This window comes from Leclercia sp. EC_58 (assembly GCF_019584355.1).
GTDB lineage: Bacteria > Pseudomonadota > Gammaproteobacteria > Enterobacterales > Enterobacteriaceae > Enterobacter.
Window position 1 is genome coordinate 308,762 of the sequence record NZ_VDAM01000001.1, and the last position, 22,360, is coordinate 331,121.

Below are 22,360 nucleotides of genomic sequence, written 5' to 3' on the forward strand. Positions count from 1 at the left end.
AAGACAATGATCAAGCTCGGCATCGTGATGGACCCCATCGCAAACATCAATATCAAGAAAGATTCCAGCTTCGCTATGCTGCAGGAAGCGCAACGTCGCGGCTATCAGCTCCACTATATGGAGATGAGCGATCTGTATCTGATTAACGGCGAAGCGCGTGCGCGCACCCGCATCGTCAACGTCGAGCAGAATTACGATAAATGGTACGAGTTTGGTTCCGAGCAGGATCTGCCGCTTGCCGAACTCGACGTGATCCTGATGCGTAAAGACCCGCCGTTCGACACGGAGTACATCTACTGCACCTATATCCTCGAGCGCGCAGAAGAGAAAGGCACCCTGATCGTTAACAAGCCGCAGAGCCTGCGCGACTGTAACGAGAAGCTCTACACCGCCTGGTTCTCCGACCTGACGCCAGAGACGCTGGTGACGCGCAACAAAGCGCAGCTGAAAGCCTTCTGGCAGAAACATGGCGATATCATCCTGAAACCGCTGGACGGCATGGGAGGCGCCTCAATCTTCCGCGTTAAAGAGGGTGACCCAAACCTGGGGGTGATCGCCGAAACGCTGACCGAGCACGGCACCCGCTACTGCATGGCGCAGAACTATATTCCGGCGATTGTCGACGGCGACAAGCGCGTGCTGGTGGTGGACGGCGAGCCGGTGCCTTACTGCCTGGCGCGTATTCCGCAGGGTGGCGAAACCCGTGGTAACCTGGCGGCCGGTGGCCGTGGCGAGCCGCGTCCGCTGACCGAAAGCGACTGGGAAATTGCCCGCCGCGTGGGTCCGCTGTTAAAAGCCAAAGGGCTGATCTTCGTGGGTCTGGACATCATTGGCGATCGCCTGACAGAAGTGAACGTGACCAGCCCGACCTGTATTCGTGAAATCGAAGCTGAGTTCCCGGTGTCTATTACCGGCATGCTGATGGATGCGATCGAAAAACGGCTGAAGCAGTAACAGTCCCAATATTTATACACACAACCCTTCATGCTGCATCAAGGCGCAGCCATTGCCCCGGCAGCGTGAAGGGTGAAGTGTATAGTGACAGTGTCGGGTTTTGTCCGCATACTGGGTGCTGTCGCTTTTTAAACCAGGAAACTGAACCTCTGACAATGAATTTACAGCATCACTTTCTGATTGCCATGCCTGCTCTCCAGGATCCGATTTTCCGCCGTTCCGTCGTGTATATCTGCGAGTACAGCGAAGAGGGTGCGATGGGGATTATCATCAATAAACCGCTGGAAAATCTGACTGTTGAAGGCATTCTGGAAAAATTGAAAATTTCCCAGGACGAACGTGTTCCTGAAATTCGTCTCGACAAACCGGTGATGCTGGGTGGCCCGCTGGCAGAAGATCGCGGCTTTATTTTGCATACGCCGCCCGGTTTCTCCTCCAGCATCCGCATCTCTGACAATACCGTTGTGACCACCTCCCGTGACGTGCTGGAGACGCTGGGCACCACCAGCCAGCCGGCAGATGTGCTTGTGGCGCTCGGTTACGCCTCATGGGAAAAGGGCCAGCTTGAGCAGGAGATCCTGGATAATGCCTGGCTCACGGCCCCGGCAGATCTGAACATTCTGTTTAAAACCCCCATCGCCGATCGCTGGCGGGATGCGGCAAAACTGATTGGCATTGATATCCAGACTATGCCTGGCGTCGCGGGGCATGCCTGATGAGCGGCACGCTTCTCGCCTTTGATTTCGGCACCAAAAGTATCGGCGTGGCGATCGGCCAGCGCATCACCGGCACCGCCCGCCCGCTGACGGCGCTGAAAGCGCAAAACGGCACCCCGGACTGGAACCTGATCGAACGACTGCTGAAAGAGTGGCAGCCGGACGAGGTCATCGTCGGTTTACCGCTGAATATGGATGGCACAGAACAGCCATTAACTGCCCGGGCGCGCAATTTTGCCAATAAAATTCATGGCCGTTTTGGCGTGGCGATTAAGCTGCATGACGAGCGGTTAAGCACGGTTGAAGCCCGCGCCGGTCTGTTCGAGCATGGCGGTTTTCGCGCGCTAAACAAAGGCAGCGTCGATTCCGCTTCTGCGGTGATTATTCTCGAAAGTTACTTCGAGCAGGGTTACTGATCCCCTTCCCTTTGCCCGGCAATCCGGGCAATTCATTCCTGGTCCGCCAACAGCGTGGCGTTGAGCGCAGTCAGCTCATCAAGACGTGAGCGGACGCTCTCATCGTCAATATTCCACATACCGGCAAACGCCAGCGCGGCATGATGCGCTCCTACGGGTACCGCCATCGACACTTCACCGTCGTCGTGATGCCAGATCACACGTCCCTGCTCACGCTGCTGGGCCACATGCGGGGCGAGGTTTTGCCACTGCTCGGGCGTAAAGCGGGGGATCAGCGCGTCATCCGGTTCGCTCGCCAGCAGCGACATGCCAATCACCGATTGCCAGGCGGGGAGCATATGGAATCCAGCCAGCGCCTGGCTGGCCTGGCTGCCGGGAACGGCGTGCCAGATATAGATGACCTGATCCTCCCACAGCACCCCCAAAGCCACCACGATATCGCGTGGCGCATGGCGCTCCAGCCGGGGCAAGGCGCGGGAGAACAGCTCCGAGCCACGGATAGACTGCGCCGCCAGGGCATGAATACCGGGGCCTGGCAGGTAGCGGCGGTGCTCGTCCTGCATGGTCAGGCCAATAGAGGCCATGGTCATCAGCAAACGGTTCACCCGGGTGGTGTTGATCCCCATCAGTCGTGCGAGTTCACGGCAACCGATAGCACGGCCGCTGGAAACCAGATATTGCAGACAGCGAATGCCGTCGATAAGACTTTGGTTCGGTTGTGATGACATAGCCGCTTTCAATCAGTGCAATCAGAAACTCGATTTTAGCGCTCATACCGCAGGAAACAAGGCCATGAGAGGCATTCTCTGCTGGCGCAGGCTCATGACAATCGCCCCTGCGCCCTGCGCTCAGCCAGGCTCTGCTCGAAGTTTTGCATGCCAGCCTGCTGCCCGGTCTGGATCACGCCGGGCAGTTGATAGGTTTTGCCTTCACGGATCAAATTGGCCGCCGCTGGGGTATTAACCAGGAGCTCGAACAGCGCGACGCGCCCCTGCTGGTTATCCCTTTCGAGTTTTTGCGCCAGCACGGCCCGCAGGCTGCCTGCCAGCTGTTTACGTACCGGCTCTTTTTCCTGCGCGGGAAAGGCATCCACCAGCCTCTCCACCGCCTGGGCGGCGCCCCGGGTGTGAAGCGTCGCCAGCACCAGATGCCCGGTCTCGGCGGCGGTAAGCGCAAGGCGGATTGTCTCGCTGTCACGCAGTTCGCCCAGCAGGATCACATCGGGATCTTCACGTAATGCTGCCCGCAGCGCGTCGGAAAAGGAGAGGCAATGCAGGCCAATCTCCCGCTGCTGAATCAGGCAACGCTTGCTCTGATGGATAAATTCCACCGGATCTTCAAGCGTCAGGATATGCCCGTCGCTATGGTGATTGAGAAAATCGACCATCGCTGCAAGCGTGGTGGATTTACCGCTGCCTGTCGCCCCGGTCACCAGTATCAGGCCGTTATCATTTGCCAGCAGTTCAGGTATCGCCCGCGGCGCTCCCAGTGTATGCAACTGCGGGCATTCGTCTGGAAGCAGGCGGAGCGCCAGGGAACACCCCTGCATATGTGCAAAGGCACTGGCCCGCAGTCGCTGCTTGCTCGCAAGCGTAACGGCAAAATCCACCTGTCCCTGGGCGCACCATGCCCCCTGCTGCTCGTCGCTAAGCCAGCTTTTCAGCAGCATCGCGACCTCCGGCCCCGGAAAGGGGGCCAATTCCATTTTCCCTCGCCGCCGCCAGCGGGGTGGCGCGTTACTGCACAGGTGTAGATCCGAGACGTTATGCTTTACACTAAGGGCCACAATTTCTTCCATATCCATTTAATGATCCCCGGAAAATGAACGACATTGCGCATAACCTGGCACAGGTCAGGGACAAAATCTCAGCCGCGGCAACAGGTTGCGGCCGTGCTTCAGAAGAAGTTACGTTGCTTGCAGTCAGTAAAACCAAGCCTGCGAGCGCCATCGCAGAAGCGATTGATGCAGGCCAGCGCATGTTCGGTGAAAACTACGTGCAGGAAGGGGTGGAAAAAATCCGCCATTTCCGGGAAAAGGGCACCGCGGATCTGCAGTGGCACTTTATCGGACCACTGCAGTCGAACAAAAGCCGGCTGGTGGCGGAGCATTTCGACTGGTGTCATACCGTCGATCGTCTGCGCATCGCCACCCGTCTGAGCGAGCAGCGCCCGGCCGAGATGCCGCCGCTTAACGTGCTGATTCAAATCAACATTAGCGATGAAAACAGTAAATCCGGTATTGCGCTGGATGCCCTGGATCTGCTGGCGGAACAGGTTGCCGCTCTGCCCGGCCTTCGCCTGCGCGGGTTAATGGCGATCCCGGCCCCTGAAACAGATTACGTCAGGCAGTTTGCCGTAGCCCGGCAAATGGCTGTAGCATTTGAGGCGCTTAAAACGCGCTACCCAACGGTCGACACGCTTTCACTGGGCATGACGGACGATATGGCCGCCGCGATTGCGGCTGGCAGCACCATGGTGCGCATCGGGACAGCAATTTTCGGCGCGCGCGATTACACCCAATAATAAGGAAACCTGAGGAACGCCATGAAGACGTTGACCTTCCTGCTCTCAACGGTCATTGAACTGTATACGATGGTGCTTTTGTTACGCGTCTGGATGCAGTGGGCCCGTTGTGATTTTTACAACCCCTTCTCACAGTTTGTCGTGAAAGTGACCCAACCGATTGTCGGACCGCTGCGCCGGGTGATCCCGCCGATGGGCCCGATTGACAGCGCCTCCCTGCTGGTTGCGCTGATCCTGTGCGTGGTGAAAGCGATCGTGTTGTTTATGGTCATCACCTTCCAGCCGATCATCTGGATCGCGGCGGTGTTGATCCTGATAAAAACGATCGGCCTGTTGATTTTCTGGGTTCTGCTGCTGATGGCGATCATGAGCTGGGTAAGCCAGGGCCGTAGCCCGGTAGAGTATGCCCTGATTCAGCTTGCCGACCCGCTGCTGCGCCCGATTCGTAATCTGCTGCCAGCCATGGGTGGAATTGACTTCTCCCCGATGATCCTCGTACTGCTGCTGTACGTGATCAACATGGGTATCGCTGAACTGCTGCAGTCCACAGGCAATATGTTGCTGCCGGGGCTGTGGATGGCGTTATGAGTGCTGTCAGCACCTGCGCCGATGGGCTGGTTTTACGGCTGTATATTCAGCCGAAAGCCAGCCGCGATACGATTATCGGACTGCATGGCGACGAAGTGAAAGTCGCCATCACCGCCCCTCCTGTGGATGGCCAGGCCAATACCCATCTGGTGAAGTATCTGGCGAAGCAGTTTCGCGTTGCGAAAAGCCAAGTGCTGATCGAGAAAGGTGAACTGGGCCGTCACAAGCAGGTCAAAATTCTAAATCCGCAACAAATCCCGACGGAAGTCGCGGCTCTGATATAACAGGATTAACAGATGCAAAAAGTTGTTCTCGCTACCGGTAACGCCGGTAAAGTGCGCGAGCTGGCCTCGCTGTTAAATGATTTTGGTCTGGATGTGGTAGCCCAGACCGAACTGGGCGTGGACTCTGCGGAAGAGACCGGCCTGACCTTTATTGAAAACGCCATTCTGAAGGCGCGCCATGCTGCACAGATCACCGGCTTACCGGCCATTGCCGATGACTCTGGCCTGGCGGTAGATGCCCTTGGCGGCGCGCCAGGAATTTACTCCGCCCGCTACTCCGGCGTCGATGCCAGCGACCAGCAGAACCTCGAAAAGCTGCTGGAAACCCTCAAGGATGTACCGGATGAGCAGCGCAACGCGCAGTTCCACTGCGTGCTGGTCTATATGCGTCACGCTGAAGACCCAACGCCGCTGGTCTGCCACGGCAGCTGGTCGGGCGTGATCGCCCGCGAAGCGGCAGGCAATGGCGGCTTTGGCTACGATCCGATCTTCTTTGTCCCGAGCGAGGGCAAAACCGCTGCGGAACTGACCCGCGAAGAAAAAAGCGCGATTTCTCATCGTGGACGCGCCCTGAAACTGTTACTGGAAGCATTACGTAATGGCTAATTTGCCACCATTGAGTCTTTATATTCACATCCCGTGGTGCGTGCAGAAATGCCCGTACTGCGATTTCAACTCGCATGCGCTAAAAGGCGAAGTGCCCCATGACGATTACGTTCAGCATCTGCTTGCCGATCTGGACGCCGACGTACCTTACGCGCAGGGACGTGAAGTAAAGACCATTTTTATCGGTGGCGGTACGCCGAGCCTGCTCTCAGGCCCGGCGATGCAGACGCTGCTGGATGGCGTGTGTGCGCGTCTTAATCTGGCAGCGGATGCAGAGATTACCATGGAGGCCAACCCGGGAACCGTTGAGGCCGACCGTTTTGTGGAGTATCAGCGCGCCGGGGTGAACCGTATCTCCATTGGCGTGCAGAGCTTTAGCGCGTCAAAGTTAACGCGTCTGGGACGTATTCATGGCCCGGATGAAGCAAAGCGCGCCGCTCACCTGGCGACCGGGCTGGGGTTGCGCAGCTTTAACCTCGACCTGATGCACGGCCTGCCGGATCAGTCCCTGGAGGAAGCGCTGGACGATCTGCGCCAGGCCATTGAGCTGAACCCGCCGCACCTCTCTTGGTATCAGCTGACCATTGAGCCGAACACGCTGTTTGGTTCACGCCCACCGGTGCTGCCTGATGATGACGCGCTGTGGGATATTTTCGAACAGGGCCACAGGCTTTTGACCGCCGCCGGGTATCAGCAGTACGAAACCTCGGCCTACGCAAAACCTGGCTACCAGTGTCAGCACAACCTGAACTACTGGCGTTTTGGCGACTACCTGGGCATTGGCTGTGGCGCCCACGGCAAAGTGACCTTCCCGGACGGACGGATTCTGCGCACGGCTAAAACGCGCCATCCGCGTGGCTATATGGAAGGACGCTATCTTGAACGCAGCCATGATGTTGAAGCCGACGATAAGCCGTTTGAGTTCTTTATGAACCGCTTCCGCCTGCTGGAAGCCGCACCGCGCGCGGAGTTTACGTTGTATACCGGCTTGCCTGAAGCGGTAATTCGCCCTCAACTGAATGAGGCCATCGCTAAAGGTTACCTGACCGAATGCGATCAGTACTGGCAAATCACCCAGCAGGGGAAATTGTTCCTGAACTCCCTTCTTGAGCTGTTCCTCGCAGAATAATGCCTGATGCGCCTCCGGGCGCATTTTTATATCGTTAAAACCGAATAAACATTACGGGTTTTTAATAACAAATAAAGTAGACCATATAATTTTGGCTGAATCATAAATTCCCCTCCGTCTATTTATCTAATCCAGCGCACATTTTAATAATAAACCCCTACTCCATGCGGAAATTACGATTACTATTGCGACACATGTACGACAACTTTGTTAATCTGTCATACAAATAAAAGTAACGCGTAATGGAATTAGTGATAACGACCTTTTAGCATGGAGCTTAATAATGAAAACTCGTTCGTATTTACGTTTATTATTATCGGCACTTTCAATTACGTTATTCGCTACTGCTGCCAGCGCAGCGGACAAAGTCACCCTAAAACTGGCGCATAACCTTGAACGTAGCCACGTTGTCCACCGGGCGTTCGAAGCCATGGCGAAAGATGTTAAAACGCTCTCTGATGGCACCATGACCATACGGATCTATCCCAGCAGCCAAATGGGCAATGCCCGCGAAACCATGGAGCTTTTACAAAATGGCGCGCTGGATATGACAAAAGGCTCAGCCAGTGATTTAGAATCCTTTGATAATATTTATGCCATTTATAATTTACCTTTCTTATTTCGCGATCAGGCCCATTTTAATACCGTCGTATTTGGCGACATCGGCAAAGAAATTATGGCGTCGACCAAAGAGAGAGGCTTTTTTGCGTTATCCGCTTACGTTGCTGGTACCCGTAGCTTTTATGCTAAAAAGCCCATTACCAAACCAGACGATCTGAAAGGGCTTAAAATTCGCGTTCAGCCAAGCCCCACCACGATAAAAATGATTGAACTTATGGGTGGCTCGCCAACGCCGGTCTCCTTCGGCGAAGTCTATACCGCCATGCAACAAGGGGTGGTTGATGGGGCGGAAAATAATGTGCCGTCATGGGTGCAAACTCGCCACATTGAAATCGCGAAGGTCTTTTCTGAGGATGAACACGCCTCAATACCGGACTTTCTGGTTATCGCCACCAAAACCTGGGACGCTCTGACCCCGGCGCAGCAGCAGATCCTGGCAACCGCCGCCAGCAACTCGCAGGTTTATCAGCAAAAACTGTGGGATGAGATTGATGCGCAAACCCGTGCCCAGGCAAAAGCGATGGGTGGTGAGATTATCAAAGTTGATAAAGCCCCCTTCCGCGCCGCGGTTCAGCCGCTGTTTGATGATTTCAAAAAAGATCCCAAACAAGCTGCCCTGTTAGCGAAGTTTGAAAACGCGGTACCGCAATAATTTTTCTAAGGGCCGGATCAGGCCCTTTTTCAACGGGATATTCACCATGATATTTAACCGCCTTAAGGCTGCGGTAGACCGCGTCATTGCCGCTTTTTGCGTGCTGGTGATGATCGCGCTGGTTATCTGTGTGGTGTGGCAGGTTGTGAGTCGCTACGTCCTTAACCAACCCAGCACCCTGACCGATGAGCTGGCACGCTTCTTAATGATTTGGGTGGGGTTGCTCGGTGCGGCTTACAGCGTGGGCGCCCAGCGACACCTCTCTATCGACCTTCTCGCCCTCTCCCTGAGTCGGCCTAAGCAGGTGCTGTTGAGCCTGCTGGTCAACCTGATGATCTTTATTTTTGCCGGGCTGGTCATCGTGACGGGAGGCATCCGGCTTATCGGTAAAACCCTTGAGACGGCCCAGGTCTCTGCGGTCATGCAGATCCCCATGGGTTACGTCTATCTTATCCTTCCGCTGAGCGGCCTGGTGATCATGTTTTATGCCCTGAATTTTATGTGCCAGAGCCTGCTGGCGCTGAAAACCGCAAACGTGGAGGCGTTATAATGGAAAACGCAGTAGCGCTCACGCTGTTTGGCAGCTTTTTTGTGTTGGTTTTCATTGGCGTCCCGATCTCTTTTTCGATTGGTATCGCTACGGTGGCCTCCATGCTGCTGATGTTCCCGTGGGAGATCGCCATCGTCACGGTGTCCCAACGTCTGGCGAACGGCCTGGATAATTTTTCGCTGCTGGCGATCCCGTTTTTTATCTTTGCGGGCACGCTAATGAACAGCGGCGGGATCGCCATACGGTTGATTAATCTGGCCCAGGTGATGGTTGGCCGGGTTCCCGGCTCGCTAGGTCACGTGAACGTGATGGCGAATATGATGTTTGGCTCCATATCTGGTTCCGCGGTAGCCGCCGCGGCCGCCGTTGGCGGAACGCTTCACCCCATCCAGACAAAGCAGGGTTACGACCCCACCTTCACCACGGCGGTAAACGTCACATCCTGCATCACGGGCCTGCTCATTCCCCCTTCCAACGTGCTGATCGTCTTCTCCCTTACCGCGGGCGGCGTCTCGATAGCCTCACTGTTTATGGCGGGCTACCTGCCGGGTCTTCTGATGGGGCTGGCGATTATGATCGTCTGCGCCGTCATTGCTAAACGCCGCGCTTATCCACTCGCTGAGCGCCCCACCCGCGCCCAGGCGATAAAGGCCTTTTTTGACGCGATGCCAAGCCTGCTGCTGGTCATCATCGTTATGGGCGGCATTCTGGGCGGTATTTTTACTGCCACGGAGGCATCGGCCATCGCCGTGGTTTACACCTTTATTCTGTCGGTGCTGATTTACCGGGAGGTGAAGGGGCGGGAGTTACCCAGGCTGATTCTGGAGTCGGTGGTCATGACCTCCATCGTCTTGCTGCTGATCGGCTTTTCCGTGGGGATGTCCTGGGCAATGACCAACGCAGACATTCCCTATTTGATCAGCGATACGCTGATGGGGATCTCTGATAATCCGTTGGTTATTCTGCTGCTGATTAATATCGTGCTGCTGATCGTCGGGATCTTTATGGATATGACCCCCGCGGTGTTGATCTTTACCCCTATTTTCCTGCCTATTGCTCAGGAGCTGGGGATGGATCCGGTGCATTTCGGCATTATGATGGTGGCCAATCTCTGTATCGGCCTGCTGACGCCGCCGGTGGGCAGCGCATTATTTGTCGGCTGCTCTATTTCCGGAGTTAAGATCCAGCAGTTGATTAAACCTCTACTGCCGTTCTACTTAGCCCTGATAACCGCGCTGATGCTGATTACCTACATCCCTGCAATTTCGTTGTTTCTTCCTGAACTGCTGGGCTTAATGTGATGCAGACCAGCAAAGGGCGTCCCCCTTTGCTGGTTCAATAGCGTTACTTCAGCCCGCCCACCAGCGCCTTGCGGCTCTCTTCCAGCGAGACAACGCGCTGACACACGTCTTTGCCGAATGCCTTGAAATCCGCTTCCTGGTTTTTCCACTCGTTCTGGATGGCCGTTTGCAGGCCGCCCAGGCTACCCAGCACACCCTGCAGCGGGTTGCCGCCGCCTTTCAGTACCGCTTTGGCGCCCATCTCGTTAATGCTGTCCTGCAGGATGCCGCCCATCGCCTGGTTCACCAGCTGCTGACCGTCGGCGCGCACCTGATCGATCGCTTTATAGTGGAACGTCAAGCCATCGGTGCGATGCTCAATAATGCGGTTCATTTGCTCTTTTAACTGCGCATCCAGTTTGGTGAGGCGCGAGCGCATATTGCTGCTCTCCCCTGCCTCTTTAGCGATGATCCTATCCAGCGCGACACGGCCTTTTTCGACGCGGGTCAGAGCGCCTTCATCAATCCACGGCAGCGCGCTGCGCAGATCGGCCTGATAGTCTTTTGCCTGTTCACGTTGGGCTGCGCTCAGCGTGTACTGCTTGCCGTTAAACATGACGTTGCCATCCGGGGTGATCACCAGATTGCCGTTCTCACCTTTTACCTGCACGGTTTGCGGGCTCAGGATCACGTCGTCACGCGGCGTGACTTCACATTTGTACTCTGCGTGAGCGGTGAGTGCCGTGGTCATTAAGGCCGCGGCGAGCAGCGTTTTGCGCATCATATATTCTCCCTCATACAAAATGGGCCAGCAATTGCTGGCCCCTGATGCTCTATTAGTCCCACCAAATGTCGAAAAGTTCGCTGATGCGCACCTCTTCGAATTTGTGGTCTTCCAGCCACTTACGCACAATGGCCTGATCTTCTTCGGTACACTTGCCGATCTCTTGTTTGCAGATCAAACCTTCCCACGCCAGGTAGCCGCTGCCGTCAAACGCCAGCTTGTTCGGCTCGATAACTTCATTGATGAAAGCATCGACATCTTCATCAATTTTTTCTACGCTGGTGCCTTCCGGGAAACGCCATGCAACCGAAAAACCCACCTCCTGGAACTCTTCGATGTGCATTTTCTTACGCAGACGACGGCTACGGTTCTTTGCCATTATTTCACCCTCTCGAACATTAAGTCCCATACGCCGTGACCAAGACGATGGCCACGCTGTTCAAATTTGGTTACCGGACGCGATTCAGGACGCGGTACATAGTCATTGCTCGCAGACTGGTTTTTATACCCGTCAAGCGCCGACATCACTTCCAGCATATGTTCCGCATACTGTTCCCAGTCGGTTGCCATATGGAAAACACCACCCAGCTTCAGTTTGCTTCTGAGAAGTTCAGCAAACGGCGCCTGAACGATACGGCGTTTATTATGACGTGCTTTGTGCCACGGGTCAGGGAAAAAGAGCTGAACCATGCTCAGAGAATTGTCAGGAATCATCTTGTGCAGCACTTCTACCGCGTCGTGACACATCACGCGCAGGTTCTCAACGCCCTCTTCATGGGCTGTCGCCAGACACGCACCGACGCCCGGGGAATGGACTTCAATGCCGAGGAAGTTCTGCTCCGGGCGCGCTTTTGCCATGGTCACCAGCGAAGCGCCCATGCCGAAACCAATCTCCAGTGTGACCGGTGCGTCGCGGCCAAACAGCGCCACAAAGTCGAGCGGCTGTTCGGTGAACTCAACGCCCATCACCGGCCAGTAGTTATCCAGCGCGTGCTGCTGCCCTTTGGTCAGGCGCCCCTGACGGCGGACAAAGCTGCGAATACGGCGCAGCGGGCGGCCGTTTTCATCAAATTCCGGTGATATGACGTCGTTTTTCATAAAAGAGTAGTCTGCTTGTGAGAATGTTCGGGAAACGGGCATTATCCAAAGTTAATGACCGGATGCAAGCATGGGAAAGATCCGGTTTACAGCCGCATGCCTCTGTGCTGCAATCTGCCTCCCTGATACCGCAAAGCGAAGACCATGCAAGCCTCTCAATTTTCAGCCCAGGTGCTGGACTGGTACGACAAATACGGGCGTAAAACCCTCCCCTGGCAAATTGAAAAAACACCGTACAAAGTATGGCTCTCAGAGGTGATGTTGCAACAAACGCAGGTCGCGACGGTTATCCCTTACTTTGAACGCTTTATGGCGCGTTTTCCAACGGTAACCGATCTGGCTAACGCCCCGCTGGATGAAGTGCTGCATCTGTGGACCGGGCTCGGCTATTACGCCCGCGCCCGCAATCTGCATAAAGCCGCCCAGCAGGTGGTGTCGCTGCACGGTGGTACCTTCCCGGAAACCTTCGATGAAGTGGCCGCCCTGCCGGGCGTGGGGCGCTCCACTGCCGGAGCCATCCTTTCTCTCTCGCTGGGTAAACACTTCCCGATTCTCGACGGCAACGTGAAGCGCGTGCTGGCGCGCTGCTACGCCGTCGGTGGCTGGCCGGGCAAGAAAGAGGTGGAGAAGCGCCTGTGGGAGATCAGTGAAGCGGTCACTCCCGCTCACGGCGTTGAACGCTTTAACCAGGCGATGATGGATATGGGCGCGATGGTCTGTACCCGCTCGAAACCGAAATGCGAACTCTGCCCGCTGAATAATCTGTGCGTCGCCTATGCTAACCAGTCGTGGGCGCACTATCCCGGTAAAAAGCCGAAGCAGACCTTACCAGAGCGTACCGGCTATTTTCTGCTGATGCAGCACGAGGAGACCGTCTGGCTCACCCAGCGTCCGCCAAGCGGTTTATGGGGCGGTCTCTTCTGCTTCCCGCAGTTTGAGGATGAGGAGCGTCTTCGCGACTGGCTGGCGCAACGCGGCATCCCTGCCGATACTCTTGTGCAGCTCAACGCGTTTCGCCATACCTTCAGCCACTTCCATCTGGATATTGTTCCAATGTGGCTTCCTGTGTCCTCATTCACGGCGTGCATGGATGAAGGCACCGCTCTCTGGTATAACTTAGCGCAACCGCCGTCAGTGGGGCTCGCGGCTCCCGTAGAGCGCCTGTTACAGCAATTACGTGTCGGGGCACCGGTTTAGCTCCGGGCGACAAAGAGGAATCAGTATGGCCAGAACAATTTTTTGCACCTTCCTGCAGCGTGAAGCAGAAGGCCAGGACTTCCAGCTCTATCCGGGCGATCTGGGTAAGCGCATCTATAACGAAATTTCAAAAGAGGCGTGGGCGCAGTGGCAACACAAGCAAACCATGCTGATTAACGAGCGCAAGCTCAACATGATGAACGTTGAACACCGCAAGCAGCTTGAAGAGGAGATGGTCAATTTCCTGTTTGAAGGCAAAGACGTTCACATCGAAGGCTATACGCCACCAGAAAAATAATATCGTGCCGCCTTGCCTGGTCTACGGTTTGTAGGCCGGGTAAGCGTAGCGCCCCCCGGCGAAAACAGCCCCAGAACAAACACAACACGCACTCCTGGAATGATGAAAAAATTTTTAGCGCTTGCTCTTGTTGCACCGTTACTTGTTTCGTGTTCCTCCAGTAAGAAAGGCGATAGCTATAACGAAGCCTGGGTAAAGGACACCAACGGTTTTGACATTCTGATGGGGCAATTCGCCCATAACATCGAAAATATCTGGGGATTTAACGAGGTTCTGATCGCAGGACCAAAGGACTACGTTAAGTATACCGACGCTTACCAGACCCGCAGCCACATCAACTTTGACGAAGGTACTATTACCGTCGAGACCATTGCCGGAACCGATCCTGCGGCGCGTTTGCGCGAGGCGATCGTGAAAACCCTGCTGATGGGTGACGATCCGGGCTCTATCGACCTCTACTCCGATGCCGACGACATCACTATCTCCAAAGAGCCGTTCCTCTATGGCCAGGTGGTGGATCAAACCGGCCAGTCCATTCGCTGGGAAGGCCGTGCTAATAATTTTGCTAACTACCTGTTGCAGACGCGCCTGAAAAGCCGCAGCAACGGCCTGCGCGTTATCTACAGCGTGACCATTAACCTGGTGCCAAACCACCTCGATAAACGTGCGCACAAATATGTCGGGATGGTCCGTCAGGCATCGCGTAAATATGGTGTGGATGAGTCGCTGATCCTGGCGATTATGCAGACCGAATCCTCCTTTAACCCGTACGCGGTGAGCCGTTCCGACGCCCTGGGCCTGATGCAGGTTGTGCAGCACAGCGCCGGGAAAGATGTGTTCCGCTCGCAGGGAAGATCGGGTATGCCAAGCCGCAGTTACCTGTTTGATCCTGCCAGCAATATCGACACCGGCACCGCCTATCTGGCGATGTTGAATAACGTCTACCTGAGCGGCATTGATAACCCGACCTCACGTCGCTATGCGGTGATCACCGCCTACAACGGCGGCGCAGGCAGCGTGCTGCGCGTCTTCTCCAACGATAAAATCCAGGCGGCAAACATCATCAACAGTATGTCACCGGGGGATGTTTACCAGACCCTCACCAGCCGTCACCCTTCCGCAGAGTCCCGCCGCTACCTCTACAAGGTCAATACGGCTCAGAAGAGCTATCGTAGAAAGTAGTGTGACTTTTTTACCCTCTCCTGCGTGGAGAGGGTAAAGATTCCGTCGATCCCCGCCCGTCTTCCCCATAAGAAATTGTTATTTGCATCACAATCCAAACTGCAAATTAATGTTGATTGCATTTTTTTGCGGGAGGTAACAAAACATCACGCCACTCGCTGATAGAATTGCATCAAATACAAAACCCAAATGTTTCTACACCAACATACAGCCCGCTCTCTTGTGAGGAAAGTAACATGAACCTTAAGCTGCAGCTTAAAATCTTGTCGTTTCTGCAGTTCTGTCTGTGGGGGAGCTGGCTAACCACGCTCGGCTCCTACATGTTTGTCACCCTGAAATTCGATGGTGCTTCCATCGGCGCGGTCTATAGCTCGCTGGGCATTGCCGCGGTATTTATGCCGACCCTGCTCGGGATCGTGGCGGACAAATGGATCAGTGCGAAATGGCTTTACGCTCTCTGCCATCTGGTGGGCGCGGCCACGCTGTTTATGGCCGCGGGCGTAACCACGCCGGGGGCGATGTTTGTGGTGATCCTGCTTAACTCGCTGGCCTATATGCCAACGCTTGGGCTTGTGAACACCATCTCCTACTATCGCCTGAAAACGGCGGGCCTGGACATCGTGACCGACTTCCCGCCGATCCGTATCTGGGGCACCATCGGCTTTATTATGGCGATGTGGGCGGTGAGCTTCTCCGGCTTTGAGCTGAGCCATATGCAGCTCTATATCGGCGCGGCGCTCTCCATCGTGCTGGTGCTGTTCACCCTGACCCTGCCGCACATTCCGGTCTCTAACCAGCAGAAAAACCAGAGCTGGAGCTCCATGCTTGGCCTGGACGCATTCGCGCTGTTTAAAAACAAACGCATGGCGATCTTCTTCATCTTCTCCATGCTGCTGGGTGCGGAGCTGCAGATCACCAACATGTTCGGCAACACCTTCCTGCACAGCTTCGATAACGACCCGATGTTCTCCGGGAGCTTTATCGTTGAACACGCGTCGGTGATGATGTCCATTTCGCAGATCTCCGAAACGCTGTTCATTCTGACCATCCCGTTCTTCCTGAGCCGCTACGGTATTAAGAACGTCATGATGATCAGTATCTTCGCGTGGATGCTGCGCTTTGGTCTGTTCGCCTACGGCGACCCGTCAGCCTTCGGTACCGTGCTGCTGGTGCTGTCGATGATTGTCTACGGCTGTGCGTTCGACTTCTTCAACATCTCCGGTTCCGTGTTTGTAGAAAAAGAGGTACGTCCGGAAATCCGCGCCAGCGCCCAGGGTATGTTCCTGATGATGACCAACGGCTTCGGCTGTATTCTCGGCGGCGTGGTGAGCGGTAAGGTTGTGGAGATGTATACCACCAACGGTATTACCGACTGGCAGCCGGTGTGGCTGATCTTTGCAGGCTACTCGCTGGTACTGGCCTTCGCGTTCATGGTGCTGTTTAAGTACAAACATGTTCGTACCCCAACAGGCGTACAGACCGTCGCACATTAATCTGTGAACTCCCCCTCCCTGCGGAGGGGGAGTTTTTTACTTCAGAACATACCCGTACAAACGTTTAATCCCGTCCGCATCCTTTTCGCTGTAAACGCCCTGCAGTTCCGGAGAAAAACCGGGTAACAGATTGACGCCCTCTTCCAGCGCCAGGAAGTAACGCTGCACCGCCCCGCCCCACAGTTCGCCCGGCACCACGCACAGCACTCCTGGCGGGTATGGCAACGCTCCTTCCGCCGCGATACGCCCTTCGGCTTCGCTGATGCGCACCAGCTCGACGTCACCGCGAATAAAGGCCTGGTTAGCATCCTGCGGGTTCATCGCCACGGTAGGCAGGCTCTCTTTGCGGAACATCGCCTTTTGCAGATCCTTCACGTCAAAGCTGACATACAGATCGTGCATCTCCTGGCAAAGCTGACGCAGCGTGTAGTCGCGGTAGCGCACCGGATATTTGTTCCAGATGGTTGGCAGGACATCTGCCAGTGGGGTGTCATCTTCAATGTGCTGTTCAAACTGGCCCAACATCGCCACCAGTTGCGCCATCTTCTCGGCGCTCTCCGCCGGGGTGAGCAGGAAGAGAATGGAGTTGAGATCGCACTTCTCCGGAACAATGCCTTTCTCGCGCAGGTAGTGCGCCAGAATGGTCGCCGGAATGCCAAAGTCGGTGTACTCCCCGCTTTCCGCATCGATACCCGGCGTGGTCAGCAGCAGCTTGCACGGGTCGACAAAGTACTGCTCTTCGGCATACCCCTCAAAGCCGTGCCATTTCGCCCCCGGTTCAAAGCTGAAGAAACGCAGCTCGCTGGCAATCGCATGGGTAGGATGATCCTGCCACGGACGCCCGGCCACCACCGGCGGGATAAACGGCTTAATCATCTTGCAGTTGGCGATAATCGCCTTGCGCGCCTCGATGCCCATCTCAACGCATTCGGCCCACAGCCGCCGTCCGCTCTCCCCTTCGTGGATTTTGGCGTTAACGTCAAGGGCCGCAAACAGCGGATAGAACGGGCTAGTCGACGCATGCAGCATAAAGGCATTATTCAGGCGCTTATGCGGGCAGAAACGCGCCTGACCGCGGATATGGTTGTCCTTTTTGTGGATCTGCGAGGTCTGGGAGAATCCGGCCTGCTGTTTATGTACCGACTGGGTGACAAAGATCCCCGGATCGTTCTCGTTGAGGTCCAGCAGCAGCGGGGAGCTGTCGGCCATCATCGGGATAAACTGCTCATAGCCTACCCACGCCGAGTCGAAGAGGATGTAGTCGCACAGCTGGCCAATCTTGTCGATCACCTGACGGGCGTTATAGATGGTGCCGTCATAGGTGCCGAGCTGGATCACCGCCAGGCGGAACGGGCGCGCTTCACGGGCTTTTTCCGGCGCCACTTCGCGGATCAGCTCCCGCAGGTACGTCTCGTCAAAGCAACGGTCATCAATGCCGCCAATAAAACCAAACGGGTTACGCGCCGCTTCAAGGTAGACCGGTGTAGCGCCAGCCTGGATCAGCGCGCCATGATGGTTGGACTTATGGTTGTTGCGGTCAAACAGCACCAGATCGCCACGGGTCAGCAGCGCGTTGGTCACAACCTTATTGGCGGCAGAAGTACCATTAAGAACGAAATAGGTCTTGTCGGCGTTGAACACTTTCGCCGCGAACTTTTGCGCATGTTTGGCGGAACCTTCGTGGATCAGCAGATCGCCGAGCTTGACGTCGGCATTGCACATATCGGCACGAAAGATATTCTCACCGAAGAAATCGAAAAACTGACGGCCAGCGGGATGCTTCTTAAAGAATGCGCCGTGCTGGTGTCCAGGACAGGCAAAGGTGCTGTTGTCCATCGCCACATACTGTCTGAGGGTGTCGAAAAACGGCGGCAGCAGGTTCTCTTCGTAACGACAGGCCGCCGCTTCCAGCTCTAACCACTCCTGTGCCTTGCCGTCGATTACCGCATCGACACCCGCAGGCGCTTCTACCGGCTCTGGTGAGAACAGATAAACAGGTAAATGAAAACCGGTGCGTTTCAGCAATGCGAGAATGCCGCTGCGGCTTTCAGCGACGGTAATGACGACTGCCGCCACATCCGTAAAATCGGTGTTATCCAGCGTCACCACTTCCCGGTGCGTGGATAAGGCGGAGGCCAGCTCACGGCTGACGGCAATTTTCATTGATTTCATAAGCGCAAATACCCGTGCAAGGCGAGAAAAAGCCCTGGACAGGGAGTCCCCCTGCCCAACGAATGTGTCTGACCGGAGTTCAGCTCCGACCGCCAGACATCAGTAAAAACAGAACGCGTCTGGTTTTACTGTTGTCCTGCAGTGAGCCTGCGTTACCCTCACCGCATGGTGAGCGTAGAATAGAATGTGTCGATACGGCCAGCCATTCGCGCAGCGAGAGAGAGTCTGTTCATGGGCGGCCCCGTATCTGAGAGGAGAAAATTCGCGCAATAATGTCACCTTTCGCCAGGGGGCGCAAGGAGGAATCATTATGCAGAAAACGGGATTAAATTTGGCGATTACTCACTGAAAAGAGTAATAATAATGCAATATCAATGATTAAATAACAGGAGTTCATAGTGGTTATAGGACCGTTCATTAATGCCGGAGCCGTGCTGCTGGGCGGCGTACTTGGCGCCGTGCTTAGCCAGCGATTACCGGAGCGTATTCGCTCCTCCATGCCCTCAATCTTCGGCCTTGCCTCTATGGGGATTGGCATTCTGCTGGTCATCAAGTGCGCCAACCTGCCGGTAATGGTGCTGGCAACGCTGCTTGGGGCGCTGATCGGCGAGTTTTGTTATCTGGAAAAAGGAATTAACGACGCCGTCGGCAAAGCAAAAAATCTGCTCGCCCGGGGTAAACAGAAAGGCGGTGGTCACGATGCCTATATCCAGAACTATGTCGCCATCATTATTCTGTTTTGCGCCAGCGGCACGGGGATTTTTGGCGCAATGCACGAAGGGATGACCGGCGACCCCAGCATTCTTATCGCTAAATCCTTCCTGGATTTCTTTACTGCAACGATTTTTGCAACCACTTTGGGTATCGCGGTTTCCGCGATTTGCTTGCCGATGCTGCTTATCCAGCTTGCACTTGCAACCTGCGCCACGCTGATACTCCCGCTGACCACTCCGGCGATGATGGCTGACTTTACCGCCGTCGGCGGCCTGCTGCTGCTGGCGACAGGGCTGCGGATCTGCGGTATCAAGATGTTTGCAGTAGTGAATATGCTGCCTGCGCTGGTGCTCGCTATGCCGCTCTCTGCCCTATGGACAGCGTTTTTTGCCTGATATTGCAGCAAAGTGGCGACAGAGTGTGCGGTCAGTAGCGAAATCAACAAATTTCGTTGACGGCAGAAGGCAGATCGGGTTTAATGCGCCCCGTTGCCCGGATAGCTCAGTCGGTAGAGCAGGGGATTGAAAATCCCCGTGTCCTTGGTTCGATTCCGAGTCCGGGCACCACTATTTAAAGAACCCGCCCAAAAGGCGGGTTTTTGCTTTCTAAGAGCCGGACTCTTCATCGAACGTTGCTATTATACCGCCAGCAAGATGCTGACGGCATAATGTTGATCACCACAGCCGGGTTTGTTTACTGATCTCGCCCCAACGGATATACATATCGCAGGACATAATAAAGTCATTATGCCATTTCCAGTAACAACGCATTATGTAATAGCTGAAAAACGGCAAATAACAGAGCAGGTAATAAATCTCAAACCAAACCTGCCACTCTGCAAAGGCGAACAGAAGCGCAACCACCGTCACCCAAATAGCTTCAACAATCAGTAGCATCACCAACTGTAGCCAGTGTGGTTTGTCATAAAGCGAACGCCAGGGGAGCGTCTTTGAGAAGGTAAAATCAATTTCATTCAAAAAAAGATGCCCCAGAAATACATATCTTTTTGAAATGAGCAGTGACAATAGACTGAGCGCAAATACGATGGTACACAGAACGCACATTGTAATAATGGCTTCAAGAGTAAAATAAGCGCCGTTGAAATCAAATTGTTCACTATGCCGCAGCGGACCAATTACCAGCAGGTTCATGATAATGCCGATAAACATGGTCGGTAGCATATAGCGGGTGAGACTCTTCCACCTCACTTTATCCACAAAAGAAATCGCGACCTGTTTGACATAGCCATTTCGAATGATAGCAAACATTCCCCAGATCATCAGCGGGACAAACATGGCAAGAAGAATTAACACGATGCCTGGAGTGGTTAACAAAAAAAGCGTGCTGGATAATGCACCAAAGATGAATAATGAGATCGTTACAGCCACCAGAGGCTTAAACATAACTATCTCAATTTTCTTATTAGTCTTATCTTTAAAGAACGACAAATCAATGTTTTTGACGACGCATTTATATGCCCAATAAGCCTTAAGATCGAAAATAAAGTTATGGAGTACCAGCGCAAAGATAGCACTGACCACCCATGCATCATCGCGGGTAAATGTAAAGTCCGTGTTTTTCCAGTAAAAACCCAGCAGTATCAACGTAATCAGATAGATAAACAGCAGAATCATTCTATCCTGAAAACGAATAAACCGTAAATAATCGGGAATCATATCAATACTCTTAAATTGCCAGAACTTTTCTACAATTCAAAACGCGCTCAGGATCAAACCCGGCAAAATCATTAAGCATTTGTCCAAGATAGGCTTTGTTGCTGATCTCAAGAAAAACGGTTTCAACCGGGCCGCTTAAAAAATGCTTCATGCTGTCGGTCCACTTGACACTATGGGTTAAATGCAGGGAGAGGTTCTCTTTTATCTGCGCCGGGTCGGAGGTCGCCTGCGCCGTTACGTTCATCAGCACGTCATGCTGCGCAGGATGGAATTCCTGAGTCGCTAAAAAGTCGCGCATTAACTGCACGCCGTCGGCCATCAACCGGGTGTGCCAGGCACCACTTACGCCGAGCTTCACCGGGTCGAGACCGTTGTCCGCCAGCGTCCTGGCAAATTCACTTAACGCAGAAGGCGCTCCGCCGATCACCTGTTGATTAGGCGTGTTATCACAGCTGATATCCAGTTCGATACCTGAGGAGGCAATCATCTCGCTCAGGGTTGCATAGTTCACCCCTTTCAGCGCCAGCATGGAGCCTTTCTGCTTCGTGCTCACCTCATGCATGGTACTGGCGCGGAAGTGAATGGTGCGAAACAGCGTTTCCAGCGAGATCGCCCCAGCAGCATACAGGGCGCTGTATTCACCCACGCTATGGCCGCAGGAGCCGACAATGTGCATATTTTCATATCGCTCACGGCACAGGGTATAGAGCGTCACGTTGATGGCTGTCACGGCCAACTGTTGCACTGTCGTTTGCACCAGTCGATTCATGGGGCCTTTCTGGCAGAGGCGCCGCAAATCCATGCCGGAAATATCGCTGGCGCAATCCCAGATATTCTTCGTGGCGACACTCTTGTCCCACACATCACTCCCCATACCAATAACCGGATTACCCTGCCCTGAAAAAAGGGCCACCACAGGTTGTGAAAGAGTATTCATCGCCATAACCACTCCCTTATAAATAATATTTAAAACCTAAATAAACGCCCAGCGTGTCACCGGTAATGACTCCAACTTACTGATAGTGTTTTATGTTCAGATAATGCCCGATGACCTTGTCATGCAGCTCCACCGATTTTGAGAACGACAGTGACTTCCGTCCCAGCCTTGCCAAGGGGATTGAAAATCCCCGTGTCCTTGGTTCGATTCCGAGTCCGGGCACCACTATTTAAAGAACCCGCCCAAAAGGCGGGTTTTTGCTTTCTAAGAGCCGGACTCTTCATCGAACTACGTTCGATTATTCGCCGCAAGCGGCTCACCCCTTCGGGGCCAGCGCGGCAAGCGCGCTGTTCAACGCCTGCGGCGTTAGTCCGGGTCCGGGCACCACTATTTAAAGAACCCGCCCAAAAGGCGGGTTTTTGCTTTCTAAGAGCCGGACTCTTCATCGAACGTTGCTATTATACCGCCAGCAAGATGCTGACGGCATAAT

General features: G+C 54.5%; 24 protein-coding genes, 1 tRNA gene and 1 pseudogene. 17 read left to right on the top strand and 9 right to left on the bottom strand.

The annotated features are described in order from the left end of the window. Positions 1-6: 6 nt before the first annotated feature. The 3 genes from gshB to ruvX all read left to right on the top strand — a co-directional run bounded on the left by gshB (position 7) and on the right by ruvX (position 2,086). Positions 7-954 (top strand): glutathione synthase, encoded by a 948-nt coding sequence (gene gshB, locus FHC51_RS01495; protein WP_220434757.1) that lies wholly within the window; start codon positions 7-9, stop codon positions 952-954. 155 nt (positions 955-1,109) lie between these two features. Beyond that, the gene (locus FHC51_RS01500; RefSeq protein ID WP_103176923.1) at positions 1,110-1,670 is read left to right on the top strand and encodes a YqgE/AlgH family protein; all 561 of its coding nucleotides are present in this window, start codon (positions 1,110-1,112) and stop codon (positions 1,668-1,670) included. Further along, positions 1,670-2,086: a Holliday junction resolvase RuvX gene (gene ruvX / locus FHC51_RS01505; RefSeq protein ID WP_103822816.1), complete on the top strand. Its 417-nt coding sequence runs from the start codon at positions 1,670-1,672 to the stop codon at positions 2,084-2,086. The genes FHC51_RS01500 and ruvX overlap by 1 nt, the downstream gene beginning before the upstream one ends. A 32-nt stretch (positions 2,087-2,118) precedes the next feature. Here ruvX and FHC51_RS01510 read toward each other — a convergent pair whose 3' ends face one another. Both FHC51_RS01510 and FHC51_RS01515 read right to left on the bottom strand, forming a co-directional pair. Then, on the bottom strand, positions 2,119-2,814 hold the full coding sequence (locus tag FHC51_RS01510; protein ID WP_103822817.1) for a transcriptional regulator: 696 nt from the start codon (positions 2,812-2,814) through the stop codon (positions 2,119-2,121). Positions 2,815-2,906: 92 nt separating this feature from the next. After that, positions 2,907-3,890, bottom strand: a complete 984-nt coding sequence (locus FHC51_RS01515) for a type IV pilus twitching motility protein PilT (RefSeq protein WP_220434758.1) — start codon at positions 3,888-3,890, stop codon at positions 2,907-2,909. A gap of 17 nt (positions 3,891-3,907) precedes the next feature. Between FHC51_RS01515 and FHC51_RS01520 the strand changes: the two genes are divergently transcribed. From FHC51_RS01520 to FHC51_RS01555, 8 genes are all read left to right on the top strand, one after another. Further along, a complete protein-coding gene (locus FHC51_RS01520) occupies positions 3,908-4,609 on the top strand; it encodes a YggS family pyridoxal phosphate-dependent enzyme (RefSeq protein ID WP_220434759.1) in 702 nt (233 codons plus the stop codon). 21 nt (positions 4,610-4,630) lie between these two features. Further along, positions 4,631-5,197, top strand: coding sequence for a YggT family protein (locus FHC51_RS01525; RefSeq protein WP_103822820.1), 567 nt, complete (start codon positions 4,631-4,633; stop codon positions 5,195-5,197). Further along, positions 5,194-5,481: a DUF167 family protein YggU gene (gene yggU / locus FHC51_RS01530; RefSeq protein ID WP_220434760.1), complete on the top strand. Its 288-nt coding sequence runs from the start codon at positions 5,194-5,196 to the stop codon at positions 5,479-5,481. The genes FHC51_RS01525 and yggU overlap by 4 nt, the downstream gene beginning before the upstream one ends. A 12-nt stretch (positions 5,482-5,493) precedes the next feature. After that, the gene (locus FHC51_RS01535; RefSeq protein ID WP_220434761.1) at positions 5,494-6,087 is read left to right on the top strand and encodes an XTP/dITP diphosphatase; all 594 of its coding nucleotides are present in this window, start codon (positions 5,494-5,496) and stop codon (positions 6,085-6,087) included. Continuing rightward, the gene (gene hemW / locus FHC51_RS01540) at positions 6,080-7,216 is read left to right on the top strand and encodes a radical SAM family heme chaperone HemW (protein ID WP_220434762.1); all 1,137 of its coding nucleotides are present in this window, start codon (positions 6,080-6,082) and stop codon (positions 7,214-7,216) included. The genes FHC51_RS01535 and hemW overlap by 8 nt, the downstream gene beginning before the upstream one ends. Positions 7,217-7,499: 283 nt before the next feature. Next, positions 7,500-8,489 carry a TRAP transporter substrate-binding protein gene (locus tag FHC51_RS01545; protein WP_220434763.1) on the top strand — a complete coding sequence of 330 codons (990 nt, stop codon included), beginning with the start codon at positions 7,500-7,502 and terminating at the stop codon, positions 8,487-8,489. A 46-nt stretch (positions 8,490-8,535) separates the two neighbouring features. Further along, the gene (locus FHC51_RS01550; RefSeq protein ID WP_220434764.1) at positions 8,536-9,039 is read left to right on the top strand and encodes a TRAP transporter small permease; all 504 of its coding nucleotides are present in this window, start codon (positions 8,536-8,538) and stop codon (positions 9,037-9,039) included. Continuing rightward, positions 9,039-10,340 carry a TRAP transporter large permease gene (locus FHC51_RS01555; RefSeq protein WP_220434765.1) on the top strand — a complete coding sequence of 434 codons (1,302 nt, stop codon included), beginning with the start codon at positions 9,039-9,041 and terminating at the stop codon, positions 10,338-10,340. Before FHC51_RS01550 ends, FHC51_RS01555 begins: the two co-directional genes overlap by 1 nt. Before the next feature lie 43 nt (positions 10,341-10,383). On the opposite strand, the gene FHC51_RS01560 is transcribed toward FHC51_RS01555, so the two are convergent. Genes FHC51_RS01560 through trmB form a run of 3 tightly spaced genes read right to left on the bottom strand, consistent with a single transcriptional unit; the run spans position 10,384 to position 12,201 of the window. Beyond that, a complete protein-coding gene (locus FHC51_RS01560) occupies positions 10,384-11,103 on the bottom strand; it encodes a DUF2884 domain-containing protein (protein WP_103822824.1) in 720 nt (239 codons plus the stop codon). 52 nt (positions 11,104-11,155) lie between these two features. Then, positions 11,156-11,482 carry a YggL family protein gene (locus FHC51_RS01565; RefSeq protein WP_103822825.1) on the bottom strand — a complete coding sequence of 109 codons (327 nt, stop codon included), beginning with the start codon at positions 11,480-11,482 and terminating at the stop codon, positions 11,156-11,158. Continuing rightward, positions 11,482-12,201 (bottom strand): tRNA (guanosine(46)-N7)-methyltransferase TrmB, encoded by a 720-nt coding sequence (trmB, locus tag FHC51_RS01570; protein ID WP_114316815.1) that lies wholly within the window; start codon positions 12,199-12,201, stop codon positions 11,482-11,484. Before trmB ends, FHC51_RS01565 begins: the two co-directional genes overlap by 1 nt. A gap of 144 nt (positions 12,202-12,345) precedes the next feature. On the opposite strand from trmB, the gene mutY reads away from it, so the two are divergent. The 4 genes from mutY to FHC51_RS01590 all read left to right on the top strand — a co-directional run bounded on the left by mutY (position 12,346) and on the right by FHC51_RS01590 (position 16,371). After that, positions 12,346-13,398 (top strand): A/G-specific adenine glycosylase, encoded by a 1,053-nt coding sequence (gene mutY / locus FHC51_RS01575; protein ID WP_220434766.1) that lies wholly within the window; start codon positions 12,346-12,348, stop codon positions 13,396-13,398. A gap of 25 nt (positions 13,399-13,423) precedes the next feature. Further along, positions 13,424-13,696, top strand: a complete 273-nt coding sequence (locus tag FHC51_RS01580; RefSeq protein ID WP_103176936.1) for an oxidative damage protection protein — start codon at positions 13,424-13,426, stop codon at positions 13,694-13,696. Between the two features lie 102 nt (positions 13,697-13,798). Next, positions 13,799-14,878: a membrane-bound lytic murein transglycosylase MltC gene (gene mltC, locus FHC51_RS01585; RefSeq protein WP_103822828.1), complete on the top strand. Its 1,080-nt coding sequence runs from the start codon at positions 13,799-13,801 to the stop codon at positions 14,876-14,878. Positions 14,879-15,114: 236 nt separating this feature from the next. Next, the gene (locus FHC51_RS01590; RefSeq protein WP_114316813.1) at positions 15,115-16,371 is read left to right on the top strand and encodes a nucleoside permease; all 1,257 of its coding nucleotides are present in this window, start codon (positions 15,115-15,117) and stop codon (positions 16,369-16,371) included. A 36-nt stretch (positions 16,372-16,407) separates the two neighbouring features. On the opposite strand, the gene FHC51_RS01595 is transcribed toward FHC51_RS01590, so the two are convergent. After that, complete coding sequence (locus FHC51_RS01595) at positions 16,408-18,543, bottom strand: ornithine decarboxylase (protein ID WP_220434767.1); 2,136 nt, start codon at positions 18,541-18,543, stop codon at positions 16,408-16,410. Between the two features lie 398 nt (positions 18,544-18,941). On the opposite strand from FHC51_RS01595, the gene FHC51_RS01600 reads away from it, so the two are divergent. Both FHC51_RS01600 and FHC51_RS01605 read left to right on the top strand, forming a co-directional pair. After that, on the top strand, positions 18,942-19,652 hold the full coding sequence (locus FHC51_RS01600) for a DUF554 domain-containing protein (RefSeq protein ID WP_220434768.1): 711 nt from the start codon (positions 18,942-18,944) through the stop codon (positions 19,650-19,652). Positions 19,653-19,747: 95 nt separating this feature from the next. Continuing rightward, positions 19,748-19,823: transfer RNA gene (locus tag FHC51_RS01605), tRNA-Phe, on the top strand. 108 nt (positions 19,824-19,931) lie between these two features. Here FHC51_RS01605 and FHC51_RS01610 read toward each other — a convergent pair. From FHC51_RS01610 to FHC51_RS01620, 3 genes and pseudogenes are all read right to left on the bottom strand, one after another. Beyond that, positions 19,932-20,933 carry a hypothetical protein gene (locus FHC51_RS01610; RefSeq protein WP_220434769.1) on the bottom strand — a complete coding sequence of 334 codons (1,002 nt, stop codon included), beginning with the start codon at positions 20,931-20,933 and terminating at the stop codon, positions 19,932-19,934. 10 nt (positions 20,934-20,943) lie between these two features. Continuing rightward, complete coding sequence (locus tag FHC51_RS01615) at positions 20,944-21,870, bottom strand: ACP S-malonyltransferase (protein WP_375373814.1); 927 nt, start codon at positions 21,868-21,870, stop codon at positions 20,944-20,946. 76 nt (positions 21,871-21,946) lie between these two features. Further along, a pseudogene (locus tag FHC51_RS01620) lies at positions 21,947-22,045 on the bottom strand (IS1 family transposase); the annotation flags it as partial. Between the last annotated feature and the right edge of the window lie 315 nt (positions 22,046-22,360).